The 18365-nt window shown below is 55.9% G+C and carries 19 protein-coding genes; all 19 read right to left on the minus strand.

Annotation, left to right across the window (positions count from 1 at the left end):
• Positions 1 to 3 precede the first annotated feature (3 nt).
• Positions 4 to 417: a hypothetical protein gene (locus AB9F26_RS12185; protein ID WP_179946747.1), complete on the minus strand. Its 414-nt coding sequence runs from the start codon at positions 415 to 417 to the stop codon at positions 4 to 6.
• The gene (nuoG, locus tag AB9F26_RS12190) at positions 417 to 2435 is read right to left on the minus strand and encodes an NADH-quinone oxidoreductase subunit NuoG (RefSeq protein ID WP_369768158.1); all 2019 of its coding nucleotides are present in this window, start codon (positions 2433 to 2435) and stop codon (positions 417 to 419) included. Before nuoG ends, AB9F26_RS12185 begins: the two co-directional genes overlap by 1 nt.
• A gap of 5 nt (positions 2436 to 2440) precedes the next feature.
• Positions 2441 to 3736 carry an NADH-quinone oxidoreductase subunit NuoF gene (gene nuoF / locus AB9F26_RS12195; RefSeq protein WP_369768160.1) on the minus strand — a complete coding sequence of 432 codons (1296 nt, stop codon included), beginning with the start codon at positions 3734 to 3736 and terminating at the stop codon, positions 2441 to 2443.
• Positions 3737 to 3775: 39 nt separating this feature from the next.
• Positions 3776 to 4000 carry a DUF5337 domain-containing protein gene (locus AB9F26_RS12200; protein ID WP_369754591.1) on the minus strand — a complete coding sequence of 75 codons (225 nt, stop codon included), beginning with the start codon at positions 3998 to 4000 and terminating at the stop codon, positions 3776 to 3778.
• A 3-nt stretch (positions 4001 to 4003) separates the two neighbouring features.
• A complete protein-coding gene (locus AB9F26_RS12205) occupies positions 4004 to 4735 on the minus strand; it encodes an NADH:quinone oxidoreductase (protein ID WP_369768162.1) in 732 nt (243 codons plus the stop codon).
• A 147-nt stretch (positions 4736 to 4882) separates the two neighbouring features.
• Positions 4883 to 5938, minus strand: a complete 1056-nt coding sequence (gene nuoE / locus AB9F26_RS12210; RefSeq protein ID WP_369768163.1) for an NADH-quinone oxidoreductase subunit NuoE — start codon at positions 5936 to 5938, stop codon at positions 4883 to 4885.
• Positions 5938 to 7146, minus strand: coding sequence for an NADH-quinone oxidoreductase subunit D (locus tag AB9F26_RS12215; RefSeq protein ID WP_039000543.1), 1209 nt, complete (start codon positions 7144 to 7146; stop codon positions 5938 to 5940). The genes nuoE and AB9F26_RS12215 overlap by 1 nt, the downstream gene beginning before the upstream one ends.
• 3 nt (positions 7147 to 7149) lie before the next feature.
• The gene (locus tag AB9F26_RS12220; protein WP_369768165.1) at positions 7150 to 8049 is read right to left on the minus strand and encodes a sulfotransferase; all 900 of its coding nucleotides are present in this window, start codon (positions 8047 to 8049) and stop codon (positions 7150 to 7152) included.
• Positions 8050 to 8051: 2 nt separating this feature from the next.
• The gene (locus AB9F26_RS12225; protein ID WP_369768166.1) at positions 8052 to 8663 is read right to left on the minus strand and encodes an NADH-quinone oxidoreductase subunit C; all 612 of its coding nucleotides are present in this window, start codon (positions 8661 to 8663) and stop codon (positions 8052 to 8054) included.
• A 5-nt stretch (positions 8664 to 8668) separates the two neighbouring features.
• Entirely contained in the window at positions 8669 to 9202 is a 534-nt protein-coding gene (locus AB9F26_RS12230) for an NADH-quinone oxidoreductase subunit B family protein (protein WP_369768167.1), read from the minus strand.
• Entirely contained in the window at positions 9193 to 9558 is a 366-nt protein-coding gene (locus tag AB9F26_RS12235; RefSeq protein ID WP_039000547.1) for an NADH-quinone oxidoreductase subunit A, read from the minus strand. The genes AB9F26_RS12230 and AB9F26_RS12235 overlap by 10 nt, the downstream gene beginning before the upstream one ends.
• 194 nt (positions 9559 to 9752) lie before the next feature.
• Positions 9753 to 10784: a DUF2806 domain-containing protein gene (locus tag AB9F26_RS12240; RefSeq protein ID WP_335586297.1), complete on the minus strand. Its 1032-nt coding sequence runs from the start codon at positions 10782 to 10784 to the stop codon at positions 9753 to 9755.
• Between the two features lie 72 nt (positions 10785 to 10856).
• On the minus strand, positions 10857 to 11639 hold the full coding sequence (locus AB9F26_RS12245; RefSeq protein WP_335586296.1) for a crotonase/enoyl-CoA hydratase family protein: 783 nt from the start codon (positions 11637 to 11639) through the stop codon (positions 10857 to 10859).
• A complete protein-coding gene (locus AB9F26_RS12250) occupies positions 11632 to 12495 on the minus strand; it encodes a hydroxymethylglutaryl-CoA lyase (protein WP_335586295.1) in 864 nt (287 codons plus the stop codon). The genes AB9F26_RS12245 and AB9F26_RS12250 overlap by 8 nt, the downstream gene beginning before the upstream one ends.
• On the minus strand, positions 12492 to 13151 hold the full coding sequence (locus AB9F26_RS12255; protein ID WP_369768168.1) for a glutathione S-transferase family protein: 660 nt from the start codon (positions 13149 to 13151) through the stop codon (positions 12492 to 12494). The genes AB9F26_RS12250 and AB9F26_RS12255 overlap by 4 nt, the downstream gene beginning before the upstream one ends.
• Positions 13148 to 15097: a biotin carboxylase N-terminal domain-containing protein gene (locus tag AB9F26_RS12260; protein ID WP_369768170.1), complete on the minus strand. Its 1950-nt coding sequence runs from the start codon at positions 15095 to 15097 to the stop codon at positions 13148 to 13150. Before AB9F26_RS12260 ends, AB9F26_RS12255 begins: the two co-directional genes overlap by 4 nt.
• On the minus strand, positions 15098 to 16078 hold the full coding sequence (locus AB9F26_RS12265) for a nitronate monooxygenase (protein ID WP_335586409.1): 981 nt from the start codon (positions 16076 to 16078) through the stop codon (positions 15098 to 15100).
• 122 nt (positions 16079 to 16200) lie between these two features.
• A complete protein-coding gene (locus AB9F26_RS12270) occupies positions 16201 to 17805 on the minus strand; it encodes a carboxyl transferase domain-containing protein (RefSeq protein WP_335586410.1) in 1605 nt (534 codons plus the stop codon).
• 30 nt (positions 17806 to 17835) lie between these two features.
• Positions 17836 to 18339 (minus strand): lysozyme inhibitor LprI family protein, encoded by a 504-nt coding sequence (locus AB9F26_RS12275; protein ID WP_369768172.1) that lies wholly within the window; start codon positions 18337 to 18339, stop codon positions 17836 to 17838.
• Between the last annotated feature and the right edge of the window lie 26 nt (positions 18340 to 18365).

Genomic DNA, 18365 nt, shown 5'->3' on the forward strand with positions numbered 1-18365 from the left:
TCCTCACACCGTCGGTATCCCAGTTTCTTTGCAGTCCGCAACGACGACTTCTGCGTCGATCGTAATCAGACCATCGGGTAACGCGTTTGAGATGGTGTAAACAGCATCCCCACGCCAAATGCCACCCTCTTCGTTCACGTTTGTGCGCACATGTCGCGCAAAACCATATCCACGGATCACTGCATATTGCGCCGCAGCACATTTGCCATAATCCGCAACGTCTTGATTGTCGCGCGCGCCTTCCATTTCCACAATAAAGCTCACCAAATCCCCGTCCAAAAGGCGGGTTTCGATGCCATTATATGTGGGCGTGAAAGGCAATTCCGCACGCGGTACGTCATTTCCCTCACACCCCGCCAAAACACCGCCCGCAAGAGCGAGGGTCAAGGCCGTTTTATGTGTGAAGAAACCCGTCATTATTCCGCAGCCACCGCGGTTTCATTGCGAGCTTTTGCATTTGCCGAAAGTTCGGCCATCAACTGGCTGGCGCGGGCAATCGGATTGGTCAGGTAGAAATCCTTCACCGCATTGCGCAGATCCGCCTTCGCAGGTTTGCGCAGCGGCACGCGTTTCCATGCATTTTCCGCAACCACATCGATATTCCCAAGGTGCGGCACGTCCGCAATCAAAGCGGTCCGCAACGCAGCAAGGCTATCATAGGGCAATGTCGCGCCCAATTCCGCCGACAAAGCCCGCAAGATCGCCCAGTTTTCTTTGGCTTCCCCCGGTGCAAATCCGGCGCGATGGGCCAATTGTGGACGCCCTTCTGTATTCACAAACAGGCCGCCTTCTTCCGTATAGGCAGCACTTGGTAGGATCACATCGGCGCGGTGCGCCCCGCGATCGCCGTGCGAACCTTGGTAGATAACAAAGGCCCCTTTTGCGATTTCAACTTCGTCGGCGCCCAAATTATAAACAGCTTCCGCACCATCAAGCGCCGCCGTCAGGCCGCCGTCCGTCACAGCCCCCACGTCCATCGCACCAACTCGCGCGGCGGCAGTGTGAAGTACCATGAACTTGCTTTCGGTGGCTTCGGCAAATTTCATCGCTTGGGAAAGGACCGCTTCGCCATCCGCTTCCTGCAACGCGCCTTGACCGATAACCACAATCGATTTGCGGCTCAAAGCGTCGGAATGATCGCCTTCGTTGAGTTTGACCAAATCCGCACGGCTGGTGCCGAGGTGGAAGTATTCATACGTCAGATCAACCGCTTCGCCGATGACGCCAACTTTGGCCCCTGCGGTCCAAGCCTTGCGAATACGTGCGTTCAAAACTGGCGACTCAACACGAGGGTTGGTGCCGATCAACATGATCGCTTCGGCTGTATCCAAGTCCTCAATCGTCGCCGTTCCCACATAACCCGCGCGGTTGCCCTCTGGCAATTTCGCGTTGTCGGTACGGCATTCCACGTTGCCACCAAGGCCGTCGACGATACCCTTAAGCGCGTAAACCGCTTCCACAGGCGCAAGATCACCCACGATACCGGCAACTTTTTTGCCTTTAAGACCAGCCGCGGCGGCCGCAAGGGCCTCGCCCCAACTGGCTTTACGCAACTTGCCGTTTTCACGAATATAGGGTGTGTCCAAACGTTGACGACGCAAGCCATCCCACACAAAACGGGTTTTGTCGGAAATCCACTCTTCATTCACGCCATCATGGTTGCGTGGCAAAATGCGCATCACTTCGCGGCCTTTTGTGTCCACGCGGATGTTGCTGCCAAGCGCGTCCATCACGTCGATGGTTTCGGTTTTGGTCAATTCCCAAGGCCGCGCCGTAAACGCGTATGGCTTAGAGGTCAGCGCGCCAACAGGGCACAAATCAATGATGTTACCTTGCAAGTTGCTGTCGAGGGTTTCGTTCAAATAGCTTGTGATTTCAGCATCTTCGCCACGGCCCGTTTGGCCCATCTGCGAGATACCCGCGACTTCGGATGTGAAGCGCACACAGCGCGTGCAGGAAATACAACGGGTCATTGTGGTCGCCACAAGCGGCCCCAAGTCCAAGTCATCCGAGGCGCGTTTTGGTTCGTTATAGCGGTTTTGCGAAATGCCATAGGCCATCGCTTGGTCTTGCAAATCGCACTCGCCGCCTTGGTCGCAAATCGGGCAATCCAGCGGGTGGTTGATCAGCATGAATTCCATCACGCCTTCGCGGGCCTTTTTGACCATCGGCGAGTTGGTGCGTACAACGGGCGGCTGGCCCTCTGGGCCGGGGCGTAAATCTTTAACTTGCATCGCACAAGAGGCCGTTGGCTTGGGCGGACCGCCCACAACTTCCACCAGACACATGCGACAGTTGCCCGCAATCGTCAGGCGCTCGTGATAGCAAAAACGCGGAATTTCCACGCCGGCCTGTTCACACGCCTGAATGAGCGTCATCGCGGGATCGACTTCAACTTCTGTTTCGTCGATGATGATTTTGCGTAGGTCTGTCATGCTCTTTACTCCGCCGCCACGGCGCTGACGCGGCCGGTTCTTTTATGCTTAATGCGGTCTTCGATCTCGTCGCGGAAGTGGCGCACCAAGCCTTGAATGGGCCAAGCGGCCGCATCGCCGAGCGCACAAATCGTGTGGCCCTCAACTTGTTTTGTCACATCAAGCAACATATCGATTTCTTCAATTTCAGCGGTGCCTTTGACCAGACGATCCATCACACGCATCATCCAGCCCGTGCCTTCACGACAAGGCGTACATTGGCCACAACTCTCGTGTTTATAGAATTTGCTCAACCGCCAGATCGCTTTGATCACGTCGGTATCTTGGTCCATCACGATGACGGCCGCCGTTCCCAAACCAGACCGTTGCTCACGCAGCCAGTCAAAATCCATCAAGGCTTCACCGGCAACATCTTTTGGCAACAGTGGAACCGAAGAACCGCCCGGAATAACCGCCTTAAGATTGTCCCAACCACCGCGCACACCGCCGCAATGTTTTTCGAGCAATTCGCGCAGCGGGATAGACATTTCTTCCTCAACCACACAGGGGGTATTCACGTGGCCAGAAATGCCAAACAATTTCGTGCCCGAGTTATTCGGACGGCCCATTGAGCTAAACCAATCCGCACCGCGACGTAGGATCGTCGGGATAACCGCAATCGACTCCACGTTGTTCACCGTTGTTGGGCACCCATAAAGACCCGCGCCCGCTGGGAACGGTGGCTTCATCCGCGGCATGCCTTTTTTGCCCTCAAGACTTTCGAGCAATGCAGTTTCTTCGCCGCAAATATACGCCCCTGCCCCGTGGTGCAGATACAGGTCAAAATCCCAACCGGATTTCGCCGCATTTTTACCAAGCAAGCCCGCGTCATAACATTCATCAATCGCGCTTTGCAGCGCTTCGCGCTCGCGAATAAATTCGCCACGGATATAGATGTAGCACGCGTGGGCACCCATTGCGAAGGAGGCGAGCAGCGCTCCTTCGATCAATGTGTGCGGATCATGGCGCATGATCTCGCGGTCCTTACAGGTTCCGGGCTCGGATTCATCGGCGTTGATCACCAGATAGCTAGGGCGACCATCGCTCTCTTTAGGCATGAATGACCACTTAAGACCCGTCGGGAAGCCCGCGCCACCACGCCCCCGAAGGCCAGAGGCTTTGGCTTCAGTCACAACCCAATCGCGGCCCTTTTTGATGATACCCGCCGTGCCATCCCAATGGCCGCGCGCCTGAGCGCCCGCAAGGCTGCGATCGTGCATGCCGTATAGGTTGGTAAAGATCCGATCTTGATCCTTGAGCATCCGCATCATCCTTCAATTGCTGTAAAGTCACAGCCGTTATTAACCCTGGCGCGCGCGCCAAATTTGTAGTCCAACAACCAGCCCCCAAAAGAAGCCCGCCATCGCGAAGAGATCAATCAGCAAACGCGTGCTTTGCGTCCAGCCGAGTTTTGTTCCCAACGCTTGCCCCACAACCCAGAAAATTCCCGAACCCGCAATCACCAGCGCCAAGAGACGCGATTTTGCCTGAGAGGAACCCTCTGAATCTGGGGCCTTTTTTACCATTCCTTACGCCTTTTTACCGCGTGTGGAAAATTCCGTTTCCCCGCCGTCCGCGAGGATTTTTGCTTGTTCGATCCAACCGTCGCGCTCAATGCGCCCTTTGAATCGGAGCCGCGCATCGACCCATTCAATTTCTGCATCACTCCACTTAGCGACTTGATCGTAATGAAAAAATCCAAGCTCGTTCAGCGTTTTCTCAAGCTTTGGCCCAACCCCTTTGAGCAGTTTCAAATCATCTGCCCCTGCCTTGCGGGGCGCCTTCATCGTGCGCGGTTTTTTCTCATCTTTAATTTCAGGTGCAGCCGTCTCAACTACGGGTGCCGCCTTAGGTGCAGCCGCTTCCGGCGCTGGCTTTTTGGGGTCGCCCTTCTCAGCTTCGGCCTTCGGCGCAACAGGCTTTCTATCGCGAGCTACAGGCGCAGTTTTCACCACGGCTTCGGAAACTGTCACGACAGCGGCAGGTTCTTTAGGCTCAGTCGTGGCCGTGGAAACAGGGCGCGGCGTTTCTGCGGGTTTCACCGAAGCGGTCTCGGGCGTTGTTTCCGTTTCTGAACAGAGAACTTTCCCCAAAAGCCAACCCGCAACAAAGAACACGGCGATTCCCAGAAGCATCGAGATAGGAGCGCCCTGCCCCATTTTCGACAGCAACAGCATAAAGGCGGCAAAACCGAGAACCACGGCAATCATCCAACAGAGATTGGGACAACTAAACAGGCTCTCTTTGTTTCGATCAGGCATAAAACTCTCCCCTAGAATTGACTACAGAACACTTCAAACAACCATACCCTACCCGCGCACCGCCCCGAAGGGCCGTGTTGGAAAGGTTTGAATATGCGGTCGTTTTTGTCATTTAATGTCTCTTACCTCAGGAAGGTTTCGAAAGTTCTATTTCTTGTCCGCGGCTGCAGCCAAAGTTTTTGCCTGCTCTATCCAGCCATCCCGTTCGATACGCCCTTTAAATTTCAGACGCGCATCAACCCATGACACTTCTTCTGCGCCCCATTTTGCGATTTGGTCAAAGTGGAAAAACCCAAGCTCGTTCAGCGTGGTTTCCAGCTTCGGTCCCACACCACTGAGCAGCTTCAAATCATCCGCACCTGCTTTGCGCGGCGCGGTCATAGTGCGTGGTTTCTTCTCAGCAACGGCGGCGGATTCAGCTTCGGCCTTCTTTGGCGCAGGTGCCACTTTGGGCGCCTCTGCTTTCTTGGCGGCAGGCTTCTTCGCCGTCGTGGATTTACCCAACCAAGGTGTGAGCAACGGCACTTCGGTTCCGTCGATCCGCTTAATGGTATCGCCATGATCCACCGCAAGCTGCGCGCTGGCGTTATACTGTGTTTTGCCGCTGTCGTATTCCGTCAACGAGGTCAGGCCCGACAAGGGCTCCGCCGCATAACGACCGTTTTGGGGGCCCGGAACAGGAATTTTACCCGCGGCAAAATCCGCCATCAATGCGCGGAATTTATCCGCCGTCAGGTCCTCGTAATAATCCTTGCCGATTTGGGCCATCGGCGCATTCGCGCAGGCTCCAAGGCATTCAACTTCTTCCCACGAAAACTTGCCATCTTCTGAGAGCGCGTGGGGTTTCTCGCTGATAAGTTCCTTGCAAACAGCAACCAAATCCTCGGCGCCGCAAATCATGCAAGACGTGGTGCCACAAATCTGGATATGCGCCAAAGAGCCAACAGGCTGGAGCTGGAACATAAAGTAAAACGACGCCACTTCGAGGCCGCGAATATACGCAAGGCCAAGCATATCCGAGACATATTCAATCGCCGGACGGGTGATCCAGCCTTCTTGCTCTTGGGCACGCCACAAGATTGGAATGATCGCCGACGCCTGACGGCCCTCGGGGAATTTGGTCATCTGTGCTTCGGCCCAAATCTGATTTTCAGGGGTGAAGGCAAAGCTCTCGGGTTGGATTTTATGTAGACGGCGAAGCATTAGCGGTCGATCTCCCCGAACACGACGTCCATCGTGCCGATAATTGCGGCCACATCGGCCAGTTGATGGCCCGTGGCCACATAGTCCATAGCTTGCAGGTGCAAAAAGCCCGGTGCGCGGATTTTGGCGCGATAGGGTTTGTTGCTGCCATCGGCCACAAGGAACACGCCGAATTCGCCCTTAGGCGCTTCAACACAGGCATAGATTTCGCCCGCAGGAACGTGGAACCCTTCGGTATAAAGTTTAAAGTGGTGAATGAGCGCCTCCATCGAGGTCTTCATATCGCCGCGTTTTGGTGGCGTAATTTTACCGCGCGCCAGCACATCACCCGGCTCATTACGCAGCTTTTCACAAGCTTGGCGAATGATTTTAATGCTTTCGCGCATTTCCTGCATCCGGCACAAGTAGCGATCATAACAATCGCCGTTTTTGCCGACGGGAATGTCGAACTCAAACTCGTCGTAACACTCATAGGGTTGGCTGCGGCGCAAATCCCACGCCATGCCAGACCCGCGTACCATCACCCCAGAGAAACCCCAATCAAGGGCATCCTGTTGGGAGATGACACCGATATCCACGTTGCGCTGTTTAAACACACGGTTTTCCGTCAGCAATCCATCAATATCCGCGAGGACTTGCGGGAAAGTATGCGTCCATGCGTCGATGTCTTCAATGAGGTCAGGGGGCAAATCCACGTGTACGCCACCGGGGCGGAAATAGGCCGCGTGCAGGCGTGCGCCACAGGCCCGTTCGTAAAAAACCATCAGCTTTTCGCGCTCTTCAAAACCCCAAAGCGGCGGCGTAAGGGCGCCAACGTCCATCGCCTGTGTTGTGGTGTTCAACAGGTGGCTAAGGATACGGCCAATTTCGGAATAGAGCACTCGGATCAGGCTGGCGCGACGCGGCACAACCGTGCCCGTCAGCTTCTCGATCGCCAAACACCATGCGTGTTCTTGGTTCATCGGCGCCACATAATCCAACCTGTCGAAATACGGCAGATTTTGCAGATAGGTGCGGCTTTCCATCAGCTTTTCGGTGCCACGATGCAGCAAGCCAATATGGGGATCACAGCGCTCAACAATCTCGCCGTCAAGCTCCAGAACAAGACGCAACACGCCGTGAGCCGCAGGGTGCTGGGGCCCAAAGTTGATGTTGAAGTTGCGGATTTTCTGTTCGCCCGTAAGCGCGTCTTCGAAATTTCCGTCCATATCTTACACCTTCGTCATATTCTGCTGCCAGCGGTCGGGAAGAGCCCCGAAACGCGCTTCTACGGCAGCGTATTGTGGCGCGAGCAGCTCAGCGAGCCCTCGGCGTCGTGCGTCATCAAGTCGTAAAGCAATGCCAACATAGGACGGGCGACCGACCTTCGCAGGATGTTCCGAGATACCCAAAAACTTACAAAAGACATCCATCATGTTTTGCGAGAACATATTCTCAAAAAACATCACCAAGCGATTGCTTTCGGGCACATGCCGCTCCAGCTTATCAAGGGTCGCGGCATAGTTGCTCCGCTCAAGCGTGCCATGGCGGCCCTTCACAAGCAGGCGATCAACCGTATTCATGCAAAGCTCGGCAACGGACTCGCCCTCTTTGGCTTTTTTATTGGAATTCATCCGAATGTTGGACCACAAACGATCCACCGGATCCCGCATCACATAAACAAACCGCGTGACCGGCATCGCCGTAACAAGGCGCGCAAACCACGTATCCGACAACATGCCATAGGAAGGCGTAATATCGGTGGCAACCTTGGCACCCGTGCGGGCGATTTCAGATGCGAAATACCGGCGATAGGTCTCAAGCCCCTCGGGACCGCCCTGAACATATATCGCGCGTAAATCCTCCAAACGGCCAATGCGGCGCAGAATGGGGCGTTTCTTATCGGCGGGGGCTTTGGACAAGCGATCTTGCAACGATTGGATTTCAGAACCGATGGTTTCCTGCATCCCTTCGAGGGAAAACGCAACTTCCCCCGACAGGCTGTCGAAATAATGCAATTCTTTGCGTGGCGGCGTCACGGCTTGGGGATGCGACACAAGATAGTCGTGCAGCCAAGTCGTGCCAGACTTGGTCGCTCCTACCCCGTACAAAAGTGTCGCCTCTTGCGCCATTATTAGCCTTTAGCCTCAGGTGATTTTTCGTCCCCCGGCAGGATGTATTCCGCACCCTCCCATGGCGACATGAAGTCAAATTGACGGTATTCCTGCACGAGGCTTACCGGCTCATAGACAACGCGTTTCTCAACTTCGTCATACCGCACTTCGGTATAGCCCGTTGTCGGGAAATCCTTGCGCAGCGGAAAGCCGCGAAACCCGTAGTCCGTCAAAATACGGCGCAAATCGGGGTGCCCCGCGAACAGAATGCCGAACATGTCATAGACTTCGCGCTCAAACCAATTCGCCGCAGGATAGACCGTAACGATCGACGGCACCATCTCGTCCTCGCGCACCATCACGCGCAAACGGATGCGGTGGTTTTGGTACATCGAGAGGAAATGATACACCATATCAAACCGCTTTTCGCGACTGGGGTAATCAACGGCCGTGATATCAACCAAGGTCGAAAAACGACAATTGCGATCCGATTTAAGGTATTCTACCAGACCCACAAGCGCCGCAGGGGCAACGTTTACCGTCAATTCGCCGTGCTCAACCGCATAGGAAATGACGCAATCGGGACGGTTTAACTCAAGGAGCGCACCAAGTTCATTCAGGGCTTCAGACATCAGGCCTACCTTACGATCGTGCCAGTACGGCGGATTTTGCGTTGCAATTGCAGGATACCATAGAGCAACGCCTCGGCGGACGGTGGGCATCCCGGAACATAGATATCAACCGGTACGATGCGGTCACATCCGCGCACAACCGAATAGGAATAGTGATAATAGCCGCCGCCATTCGCACAGGATCCCATCGAGATCACATAGCGGGGTTCGGGCATCTGGTCGTAAACTTTGCGCAACGCAGGCGCCATCTTGTTGGTCAACGTCCCCGCCACAATCATCACGTCCGACTGGCGCGGGCTGGCGCGCGGCGCAAAACCGTACCGCTCAACATCATAACGCGGCATCGCGGTGTGCATCATCTCAACCGCACAACAGGCCAACCCGAAGGTCATCCAGTGCAGCGAACCTGTGCGGGCCCAATTGATAATATCCTCGGAGGAGGTGAGCAAAAAGCCCTTGTCCTGAAGTTCCGCATTCAAAGTTGCGGTCGCCACGTCTTTATCAACGCCCGCCGTGTTTTGTGCTGTACTTAGGCCCATTCCAGCGCCCCCTTCTTCCATTCATAGGCAAAGCCGATGGTCAGAACCCCAAGGAACACCATCATCGACCAAAACCCAACCATCCCGACATCCTTAAACGCCACCGCCCAAGGAAACAGAAATGCAATCTCAAGGTCGAAAATGATGAACAAAATGGCGACAAGATAGAACCGCACATCAAATTTCATCCGCGCGTCGTCAAAGGCATTAAAGCCACATTCATACGCACTTACTTTTTCAGGGTCGGGATTCCTTACCGCAAGGATCACCGCCGCGAGAATCAAAACGATCCCCAACGCAACGGCAATCGCCAAGAAAACAAGGATGGGGAGGTATTCTGAAAGTAGCTCTTCCACGTTTGGCTCCTTTGAAGGCGTGTTGATTTATGCCTTTTAGCTCATGGTGGTTTACTCTTGCCTAATGGCTTGGTCAACCGAGCGTACGGGTTCTTTACCGCTGTTTTTGCGGATTAATTGTCACAGACACTTGAAATCGCCTTCCGACATCCAAGAAGGCAATTACTTTACAAAAAACATCAGGATTGCCCGCGCTAAAACATCGTGTCAACAAATTCGCCGTCGCGCCCACTTTCCGCCTTTAACAATCTGACTTCTAGACCAAGCTCTCGAAGCTCTTCCAAAAGGCGCTTTGCATTTTCGACGCTCTTGTCTTCAACAATCCCAAACAGACATGCCCCAGCGGTAGTTGGTAGATAAACTGGAATTTCAGGCGCATTTCTTAGATCATTCCAAAAGATCACGCCTTGTCCCTTCCGCTTATTGATTGTCGCTTCCACATCAAGAGATTTAACAACAATAGCCAAATTCTCAAACTTAACACAAAAAAATTCTGATCCGTCCTCCATTAAAAGTGCCAACCCAGAATTTACAACACCAAGACCACTAACTTTCAAAAGGCCATATTCTTCAAATCTTGCCTCTTCAGAAAAAGTTATTTTATGGAGGCATTTTGGAACGCTCCCTGAAATTTGAAAACCGCTCAGCTTGTTAAAGTCCATGGCAGTTTCAACATCAACTTCGTCCAAAATCCGCATGACACGATTGTTAAACGTCCCAGGCTGTCGCACTTCCGAGGCTAAAACACTGGCCCATTTTTCCTGAATATTATCAGCCGAAGCATCCTCAGCATGACGCTCAAATCGGTTCAAGAAATCTTCCGACAGGGCTTCTGGTCCATCGTTCTGCTGGGCGTCCGAGGGAGGTGCAATTTTCAACTGCTCCATCGCCGCCAAAACAACACTCTCTTTATTGCTGTGCCGTCTCGCCGCTTGGGAAAGCTCAATCCCAAGGATATCGGCAGCAAGTTCAGGGTTTCCCAATACTTCGGCTGCAAGAGCCGTCACCGCGGCCGATTTGAGGGCAGCCTTTGCTTCGATGTCGCTTTGGTTTTCGCTCACACTTCGTCTAAAATAATTGCCTAAATAGCTTGCCCCATCTCCAATTAACCGGTCAAAAGCACTAACGGCTCTGCTTTTTGCTTTAGCTTCTAAACCAAATCCAGTCAGCTCCTTTGACGCTTTCACCGAGACCGAAATTTCTTCATTCTTGCTATCGTCGTGCACGCAATACCCTCAGAGCAAACTACAATTCGCTCGAACGTATTCATTCAACCTATTGCGGTCCAGAAGAAACACTCAAACAACCCAAGCCGCCGCCCGCTTCTCAAAAAACGCCGCAATCCCCTCAGCACTCTCCGCCCCGTCCCAACAGGCAATCAGCGCATCAATACTCGCGTCAATCGCCGCCGCATCAATCACAGGCCCAAACTGTCGCGCCAAAGCCTTCGCCGCCGCCACCGATTTCGGCCCACAGGCCAAATAGGGCACAACTTCCGCCTCCACCGCCGCGTCCAAATCCTGCACCGCCACCGCCCGCGCCAAAATCCCCAGCGTCACCGCCTCGACCCCTAGGAAAATCCGCGCATTCATAAACACCCGCCGCGCGCGCGCCTCGCCCATCCGCGCCAGCACATAAGGCCCGATCGTCGCGGGGATCAGACCCAGCTTGGTCTCCGTCAGGCCAAACTTCGCCCCCTCCACCCCAATCGCAATATCGCAAACACAGACCATCCCAATGCCGCCCCCCAACGCCGCGCCCTGAATTTTCCCGATCAGCGGTTTGGGCATCGTATTGAGCGCTTGCAACATATAGGCGAGCTTCGCGGCCTCACGTCGGCGGGTCGGCGCGTCAGCGGCGATCTGTTGCTGCATCCAGCCCAAATCCCCCCCCGCACAAAAACTGCGCCCTGCCCCCGTGAGCACCACAACCCGCACCGCGTCATCCGCACCGAGCATGCCTGCGGCCCGCGTGACCTCGTCAATCATCTGCGCCGAAAGCGCGTTGTGTTTATCAGGTCGGTTCAACGTCAGCGTCGCCACCCCCCGCCCATCCGTCTCTATCGTAATGGTTTCAAACATGGCTATCTCCTCGCATCCTATGCGCCATTGCGGCGGCCTCGGTCAAAACATCCATGTTCAAACCCGTCTCATATCCCAACGCCGCCAAATGCCGCGCCAATGCCTCGCTCGCCACATTCCCCGCCGCTCCGGGCGCATAGGGACAACCGCCCAGCCCGCCAACCGCGCCGTCAAAGACCCGCAATCCGCGCTCAAGCGCCACGGTCACATTCTCCAACGCCCGCCCAGACGTATCGTGGAAATGTCCCGCCAAATGCCGCGCATCCGCAACCTCAAGCACCGCCGATAACATCGCATCCACAGCTTCCGGCGCGCCCCGCCCGATGGTATCGCCTAGCGACACCTCATAGCATCCCATCGCCAGCAATTGCGCCACAACCCGCGCCACAGACGCCGGCGCGGTCGCGCCATCATAGGGGCACTCCACCACACAAGACACATACCCCCGCACCGGAATGCCCGCGCCGCGTGCCGCCTCTGAAACATCCGCAAACCGCGCCAAACTCTCCGCAATGGAACAATTGATATTCGCCTGCGAAAACCCCTCAGACGCGCTGCCAAATATCGCAATCTCATCCGCCTTGGCCGCCACAGCCCCCTCAAATCCGCGCATATTGGGCGTCAACGCCGCATAGGAAACGCCCTCTTTGCGCGCAATCCCCGCCAAAACCTCCGCTGAATCCGCCATCTGCGGCACCCATTTCGGACTAACAAAACTCGCAACCTCAATGCGCCGAAACCCCGCACCACTCAGGCAATCCACCAAAGCGATCTTGTCCCGTGTCGAAATCTGCGTCTTCTCGTTCTGCAACCCATCTCGCGGTCCAACTTCAAAAACCTCTGCGCGGTCCATCATGTTCCTTCCTGTACGGGATAAAATTCCTCTGGATACAAAAGCGTCGCGCCCTCTGGCGGTAGACTTGCCCGAAACGCCGCCCGCGCCGTGATCCGTTCATACCAGGCCTGAACGTTTTCAAATCCTTCCAAAGATTTGAAATGCACCGCCATATAAAGCGCCTGCCCCAATGAAATATCCGCTGCAGAAAACCCGCCGTGCAGAACGTATTCCCGTCCCTCCAACCGTGCGTTCAAAGCCTGATAACATTTGCCAATGCGTGCGACCTCAAGCTTCATCACAATCGGGCTGCGCATCCAATCCTCAAACAACGCAATATGCTGCTGCGTAAGCGCCGCCGCATGCTGACTTATGGTTTCGCTAAAGTGCACCCAAACCAACCAATCGGCGCGCTCGCCGCTGCCCGCCGCACGTCCAAGCCCCGCCTCTGGAAACACTTCGCACAAATATTCCGTGATCGCCCCCGTTTCAAAAAGGACCCGCCCGTCAATCTCAAGCGCTGGTACCCGCCCCGCCGGGTTGAGCGTCAAATACTCAACCGAACGCAAGTTTTTACCAAACGCATGCTCCACAACCTCAAACTCAACGCCCAACTCGTGCAACAGCCAAAGGCTGCGCATCGAGCGCGTCTGGTGCGCGTGATGAAGGCGGATCATGCCTCACCCGCCTCTTCCACAAGTGCAATCAACGGCGCACCCGCAACAACTTGATCCCCCGAAGCCACAAAAACCTCAGCAATTTCACCGTCCCGCGTCGCCAATAAGGAGTGCTCCATTTTCATCGCTTCCAAAATCGCCAACCGCTCGCCCTGCACGACCTTCGCTCCCGCCTCAACAAAGACAGCTTTCACCAATCCGGGCATTGGTGCAAAAACAATATCCCCCGCAGGCCCCTCCTGACCCCCGCGCGCCAAAGGATCAATCGCTTCAAACACATAGGTATTGCCAAAAAACACACTCAACGCATCCCCAAACCGCATGATCTGCGCTCCGGTTTTCTGACCATCTATCCACCACTGATCGCCCTTTTGCTCAACATTATGGGTTGTATCGGCAATTGAGACATCAAACCGTCCTGCACCCAAGGACGTCACCCGCACCGCCACAATCTCATCACGGTAGGTAAACGCAACCTCCTGCGGAACGCGCTCCCAAAGCGCAAATCCCATCTCGGTGGATGTGTCCTCAGCAAGCCCCGCAAACCCAAGCGCCGCCAGCGAACGCGTGCGCGAACAGGCAATCGGCTCAACCGTCAACGCCGCTAAATCCCGCCCGATCAAGCCCGTATCGACCTCACCGCGCTTGAAACCCGCATGCCGCGTGAGTGCCTTAAGGAACGCCAAATTCGTGACCAACCCCGCCACTTGCGTTGCCGACAACGCCCGCTCCAACTTTGCCAAGGCAATCTCGCGGGTCGCGCCATGCGTGGTCAGCTTGGCAATCATCGGATCATACCACGGCGAAATCTCGTCGCCCCCGCGCACCCCCGTATCCGCCCGCGCAAATTCTGGGAAACTCAGGTGCGCAAGTCGCCCCGTTGCAGGCAAAAATCCAGCGGGTACATCCTCTGCATAAAGCCGCGCTTCGAACGAATGCCCTTGGATCGTCAGTTGCTCTTGCACGGCCGGAAGCCCTTCGCCCGCGGCAACGCGCAGCTGCCATTCCACCAAGTCCACCCCCGTAATCGCCTCGGTCACAGGATGCTCCACCTGAAGGCGCGTGTTCATCTCCATGAACCAAAATCCGTCCGTGCGCAGGCCCCCTGACCCGTCTACGATAAACTCGATCGTCCCCGCACCCGCATAGCCAATCGCCTTGGCCGCCTTGACCGCCGCCGCCCCCATCGCCGCACGCACATCCGCCGTCATTCCGGGCGCAGGCGCTTCCTCAATCACCTTCTGATGCCGCCGCTGCAACGAGCAATCGCGCTCAAACAGATGCACCGCCTCCACCCCGTCGCCAAACACCTGCACCTCGATATGGCGCGGCGCCGTCACGTATTTCTCGATCAACACATCCGCATTGCCAAACGCCGCCAAAGCCTCGCTGCGCGCGCTGTCCAATGCGTCGGAAAAACCCTCGGACGCTTCAACCAGACGCATGCCTTTGCCCCCGCCGCCTGCGACCGCCTTGATCAGAACGGGCCAGCCGATGGCGGCGGCCTCCTTGGCCAAAAACGCTGCGTCCTGATTTTTACCGTGATACCCGGGCACCACCGGCACCCCCGCCTCAATCATCAAAACCTTCGCCGCATCCTTCAGACCCATCGCGCGGATCGCCGCGGCCGACGGCCCGATAAACACAAGCCCCGCCGCCTCCACAGCCTCCACAAACTCTGGATTTTCCGACAAAAACCCGTACCCCGGATGGATCGCCTCGGCCCCCGTCTCCAGCGCCGCCTGAATGATCACATCGCCGCGCAAATAACTCTGCGCTGGGGCGGACCCTCCAATGTGAACCGCCTGATCCGCCAAGGCCACATGCCGCGCGCCCGCATCAGCATCGGAATAAACCGCAACCGTCCGAACACCCATATCGCGGGCCGTTTCCATGACCCGACAGGCGATTTCCCCACGGTTCGCAATCAAAATCTTGCCAAACATTCAGGCCTCCAAAAATGCAGGCCCATGCCCCAAAAGGGTGGCCGCTTCATCTGTTATATTTTCAATTATCTGGGCCGCAGGGCGAATATCGTGAAGCAAACCAACCGCTTGCCCCACAAAAGTGTTCGCCCCCTCCACGTCCCCCGCCTCCCATGCACGCCGCCATTTTTCGGCCTCAACCTGCGCCACCGCAAGCAACCCGTCCAAATCGTCGTGCCACTGGCGGGTAAACGCATTCTTGAGCACCCGCGCGGTAAATCTGGGCGGCCATTTCAAATGCCGCGCCACATCCATCACCGAGGAACGGATCGTATCATCGCCCGTCGCCGCCATCGCCGCCGCATGCATCTTTGGATGCACCATGGCCTCGTCGCTGGCCCAAAACCGCGAGCCAATCACCGCGCCCTGCGCCCCCAACATCAACGCCGCAGCAAGGCCACGCCCGTCAGCAATGCCCCCCGCCGCAACGACAAAAACATGGGGCATATTGCGCGCCACCCAATCGGCAACCTCGGGCACAAGCGTCATCGTCGCGCGGGCCTCGCCGTGGCCTCCCGCCTCGGACCCCTGCGCCACGATCACATCCGCGCCCGCGCCACAGGCCGCCTGTGCATCGGCCAATGTTGTCACCTGCGCAATTAACGCAACGCCCGCACGATGCACGCGATCCACATACGGCGCGATGTCGCCAAAGGATAAAAACACCGCCGCTGGGGAGCGCTCCAACGCTTGCTCCAAAACCTGCGAATGCGCGGCAAGCTTCCATGTGATGAACCCAACTCCAACCTTGGCATCGCCCGCCTTGGCAAACTCCGCGTCCACCCAATCCGGATCGCCATAAGCTCCGCCGATCAATCCAAGCCCACCACCCAGACTCACCGCCCGCGCCAATTCGCCCCCCGCAGCAAAAGCCATGGGCGCCGATATAATGGGCGTGTCCAACTCGAATTTTTCGGTCAATCGTGTTGTAATCCGTGCCATCTGATGTCGTCCCTTCTCTTCAACGCACCCCACAATATCTTGTGGTCGCCCCTCCAGTCCCCCTAAAATAAAACTTTAAACTTTTTAAAAACCGACTGTGTCAGAGTTTAAAAAGTTTAAAATTACATGCGGAAAATGCCAAAACGGGTCTCTTCAATCGGCGCGTTCAACGCCGCCTTCAAACTCAAAAACAACACGTCGCGGGTTTTGCGCGGGTCGATAATTCCGTCATCCCAAAGCCGCGCAGAGGCATACAGCGGATGACTTTGCGCCTCAAACATATCAATCGTCGGCTGTTTGAAATCCGCCTCTTCCTGCGCACTCCATTCCCCGCCCGCCCGCTCAATCGCATCGCGTTTGACCGTCGCCAAAACACCCGCAGCTTGTGGCCCGCCCATCACGGAAATTCGGCTATTGGGCCAACTCCACATAAAGCGCGGCTGATAGGCCCGCCCCGACATACCGTAATTTCCCGCGCCAAAACTGCCGCCCACAACCATCGTTACCTTGGGCACATTCGTGGTCGCCACAGCCGTCACAAGTTTCGCCCCATGACGCGCAATCCCTTCGTTTTCGTACTTTTGTCCCACCATAAATCCGGTGATATTTTGTAGGAAAATCAAGGGGATATTGCGTTTCGAACAGAGTTCAACAAAATGCGCACCCTTTTGCGCGGCCTCCGAAAACAGTACCCCATTGTTGGCAATGATCCCGACCGGACAACCCTTGAGATGGGCAAACCCCGTCACCAATGTCTCGCCAAAGCGCGCCTTGAATTCATCAAACCGACTGCCATCGACAACCCGCGCAATCACTTCGCGAATGTCATAGGGCGTGCGCAAGTCAGCGGGCACAACCGAGAGCAATTCCTCCGGATCATAGGCAGGCTCTTCCGGCGTTTGCCATTTCACAGTGTCGGGCAACCGCATATTCAAATTGCCAACCGCTTGCCGCGCCAGCGCAAGCGCATGGGCGTCATCCTCGGCCAAATAGTCGGCCACCCCCGAAAGGCGCGTGTGCACATCCCCGCCGCCCAAATCTTCCGCCGACACAATCTCCCCCGTCGCCGCCTTCACCAGCGGCGGCCCCGCAAGAAAGATAGTCCCTTGATCCTTAACGATAATACTAACATCCGCCATCGCAGGAACATAGGCCCCGCCCGCCGTACAAGACCCCATAACAACCGCGATTTGCGGAATACCCGCCGCACTCATCCGCGCCTGATTATAGAAAATCCGACCAAAGTGATCGCGATCAGGAAACACTTCATCTTGGTTGGGAAGGTTCGCCCCCCCTGAATCCACCAAGTAAACACAGGGCAAACGACACTCCGCCGCGATCTCTTGCGCCCGCAAATGCTTCTTCACCGTCATCGGATAATAGGTGCCGCCCTTAACCGTAGCGTCATTGCACACAACCATCACGTCTTGCCCCATCACCTGCCCGACCCCCGCAATCACCCCAGCACAGGGCGCCGCGCCATCGTATAACCCATGGGCCGCCGTCGCGCCGACCTCAAGAAACGGACTCCCAGGATCAAGGAGATTGGCCACCCGCTCACGAGGTAGCATTTTACCACGCGAGAGATGGCGGACGCGGGATTTCTCTCCACCGCCTTCCGTCGCAAGCGATGCTGCCGAACGAATAACCTCCAGCGCCTCAAGATGGGCCGCACGGTTGGCCAAGGAAGCCTCGGAGTTAGGAAGAACTAAACTGTTTAACTTCATCGGATCCTCGTTTTGGCCGTTAAAGGCCTGTTATTGCGCCAAATTTTTCGAAAGCATGACATCTAGCGCCATGGCTTGCTGGCCAGTCATATTCATCACACAGGACGCATATGCAGGGCCTGCGCCGCTGCCCCCTGCCCATTGAGCGTATTCATACTTGCATGTATTGTCGCGAAAAACGATCCAAGCGCGCTGCATGTCGCGCAAAGCAGTAGCCCGCGTACCGCCAGAAGCCCCATCGGCCTGTTGATCACTTTCCCGCAATGATTGGTAAGAAAGGTTCAACAATCCGTCCCATAATTCGATTTCAGCCCCGAAACACGCGTCCATTCCGCGATTGGAATACCCACTGGGCGAGACTTCCATACATTGGTTTGCCGAGAGGCCAATACAGCCGTGGGGCTGGCCCATATCATCGCTTTCATAATAGCAGCTCAGCGACAAATCTGAACTGAATTCAATGTCTTGCGCCTGTGCGCCCCCAGCAATGAAGAGTGTCACAAGAGATGCAATAACGGAAAATAAGCGGTTCATAAAATGCCTTTCAGGAAATTTGAAAC

Origin of the sequence: Falsihalocynthiibacter sp. BN13B15 (assembly GCF_041205415.1) — a bacterium.
Taxonomy (GTDB): domain Bacteria; phylum Pseudomonadota; class Alphaproteobacteria; order Rhodobacterales; family Rhodobacteraceae; genus Falsihalocynthiibacter; species Falsihalocynthiibacter arcticus.

Bases quoted from the DNA above. Each gene is read 5' to 3' on its own strand.
- AB9F26_RS12185 (WP_179946747.1), bottom strand. From the start codon at position 417: ATGACGGGTTTCTTCACACATAAAACGGCCTTGACCCTCGCTCTTGCG.
- nuoG (WP_369768158.1), bottom strand. From the start codon at position 2,435: ATGACAGACCTACGCAAAATCATCATCGACGAAACAGAAGTTGAAGTC.
- nuoF (WP_369768160.1), bottom strand. From the start codon at position 3,736: ATGCTCAAGGATCAAGATCGGATCTTTACCAACCTATACGGCATGCAC.
- AB9F26_RS12200 (WP_369754591.1), bottom strand. From the start codon at position 4,000: ATGGTAAAAAAGGCCCCAGATTCAGAGGGTTCCTCTCAGGCAAAATCG.
- AB9F26_RS12205 (WP_369768162.1), bottom strand. From the start codon at position 4,735: ATGCCTGATCGAAACAAAGAGAGCCTGTTTAGTTGTCCCAATCTCTGT.
- nuoE (WP_369768163.1), bottom strand. From the start codon at position 5,938: ATGCTTCGCCGTCTACATAAAATCCAACCCGAGAGCTTTGCCTTCACC.
- AB9F26_RS12215 (WP_039000543.1), bottom strand. From the start codon at position 7,146: ATGGACGGAAATTTCGAAGACGCGCTTACGGGCGAACAGAAAATCCGC.
- AB9F26_RS12220 (WP_369768165.1), bottom strand. From the start codon at position 8,049: ATGGCGCAAGAGGCGACACTTTTGTACGGGGTAGGAGCGACCAAGTCT.
- AB9F26_RS12225 (WP_369768166.1), bottom strand. From the start codon at position 8,663: ATGTCTGAAGCCCTGAATGAACTTGGTGCGCTCCTTGAGTTAAACCGT.
- AB9F26_RS12230 (WP_369768167.1), bottom strand. From the start codon at position 9,202: ATGGGCCTAAGTACAGCACAAAACACGGCGGGCGTTGATAAAGACGTG.
- AB9F26_RS12245 (WP_335586296.1), bottom strand. From the start codon at position 11,639: ATGTTTGAAACCATTACGATAGAGACGGATGGGCGGGGGGTGGCGACG.
- AB9F26_RS12250 (WP_335586295.1), bottom strand. From the start codon at position 12,495: ATGATGGACCGCGCAGAGGTTTTTGAAGTTGGACCGCGAGATGGGTTG.
- AB9F26_RS12255 (WP_369768168.1), bottom strand. From the start codon at position 13,151: ATGATCCGCCTTCATCACGCGCACCAGACGCGCTCGATGCGCAGCCTT.
- AB9F26_RS12260 (WP_369768170.1), bottom strand. From the start codon at position 15,097: ATGTTTGGCAAGATTTTGATTGCGAACCGTGGGGAAATCGCCTGTCGG.
- AB9F26_RS12265 (WP_335586409.1), bottom strand. From the start codon at position 16,078: ATGGCACGGATTACAACACGATTGACCGAAAAATTCGAGTTGGACACG.
- AB9F26_RS12270 (WP_335586410.1), bottom strand. From the start codon at position 17,805: ATGAAGTTAAACAGTTTAGTTCTTCCTAACTCCGAGGCTTCCTTGGCC.
- AB9F26_RS12275 (WP_369768172.1), bottom strand. From the start codon at position 18,339: ATGAACCGCTTATTTTCCGTTATTGCATCTCTTGTGACACTCTTCATT.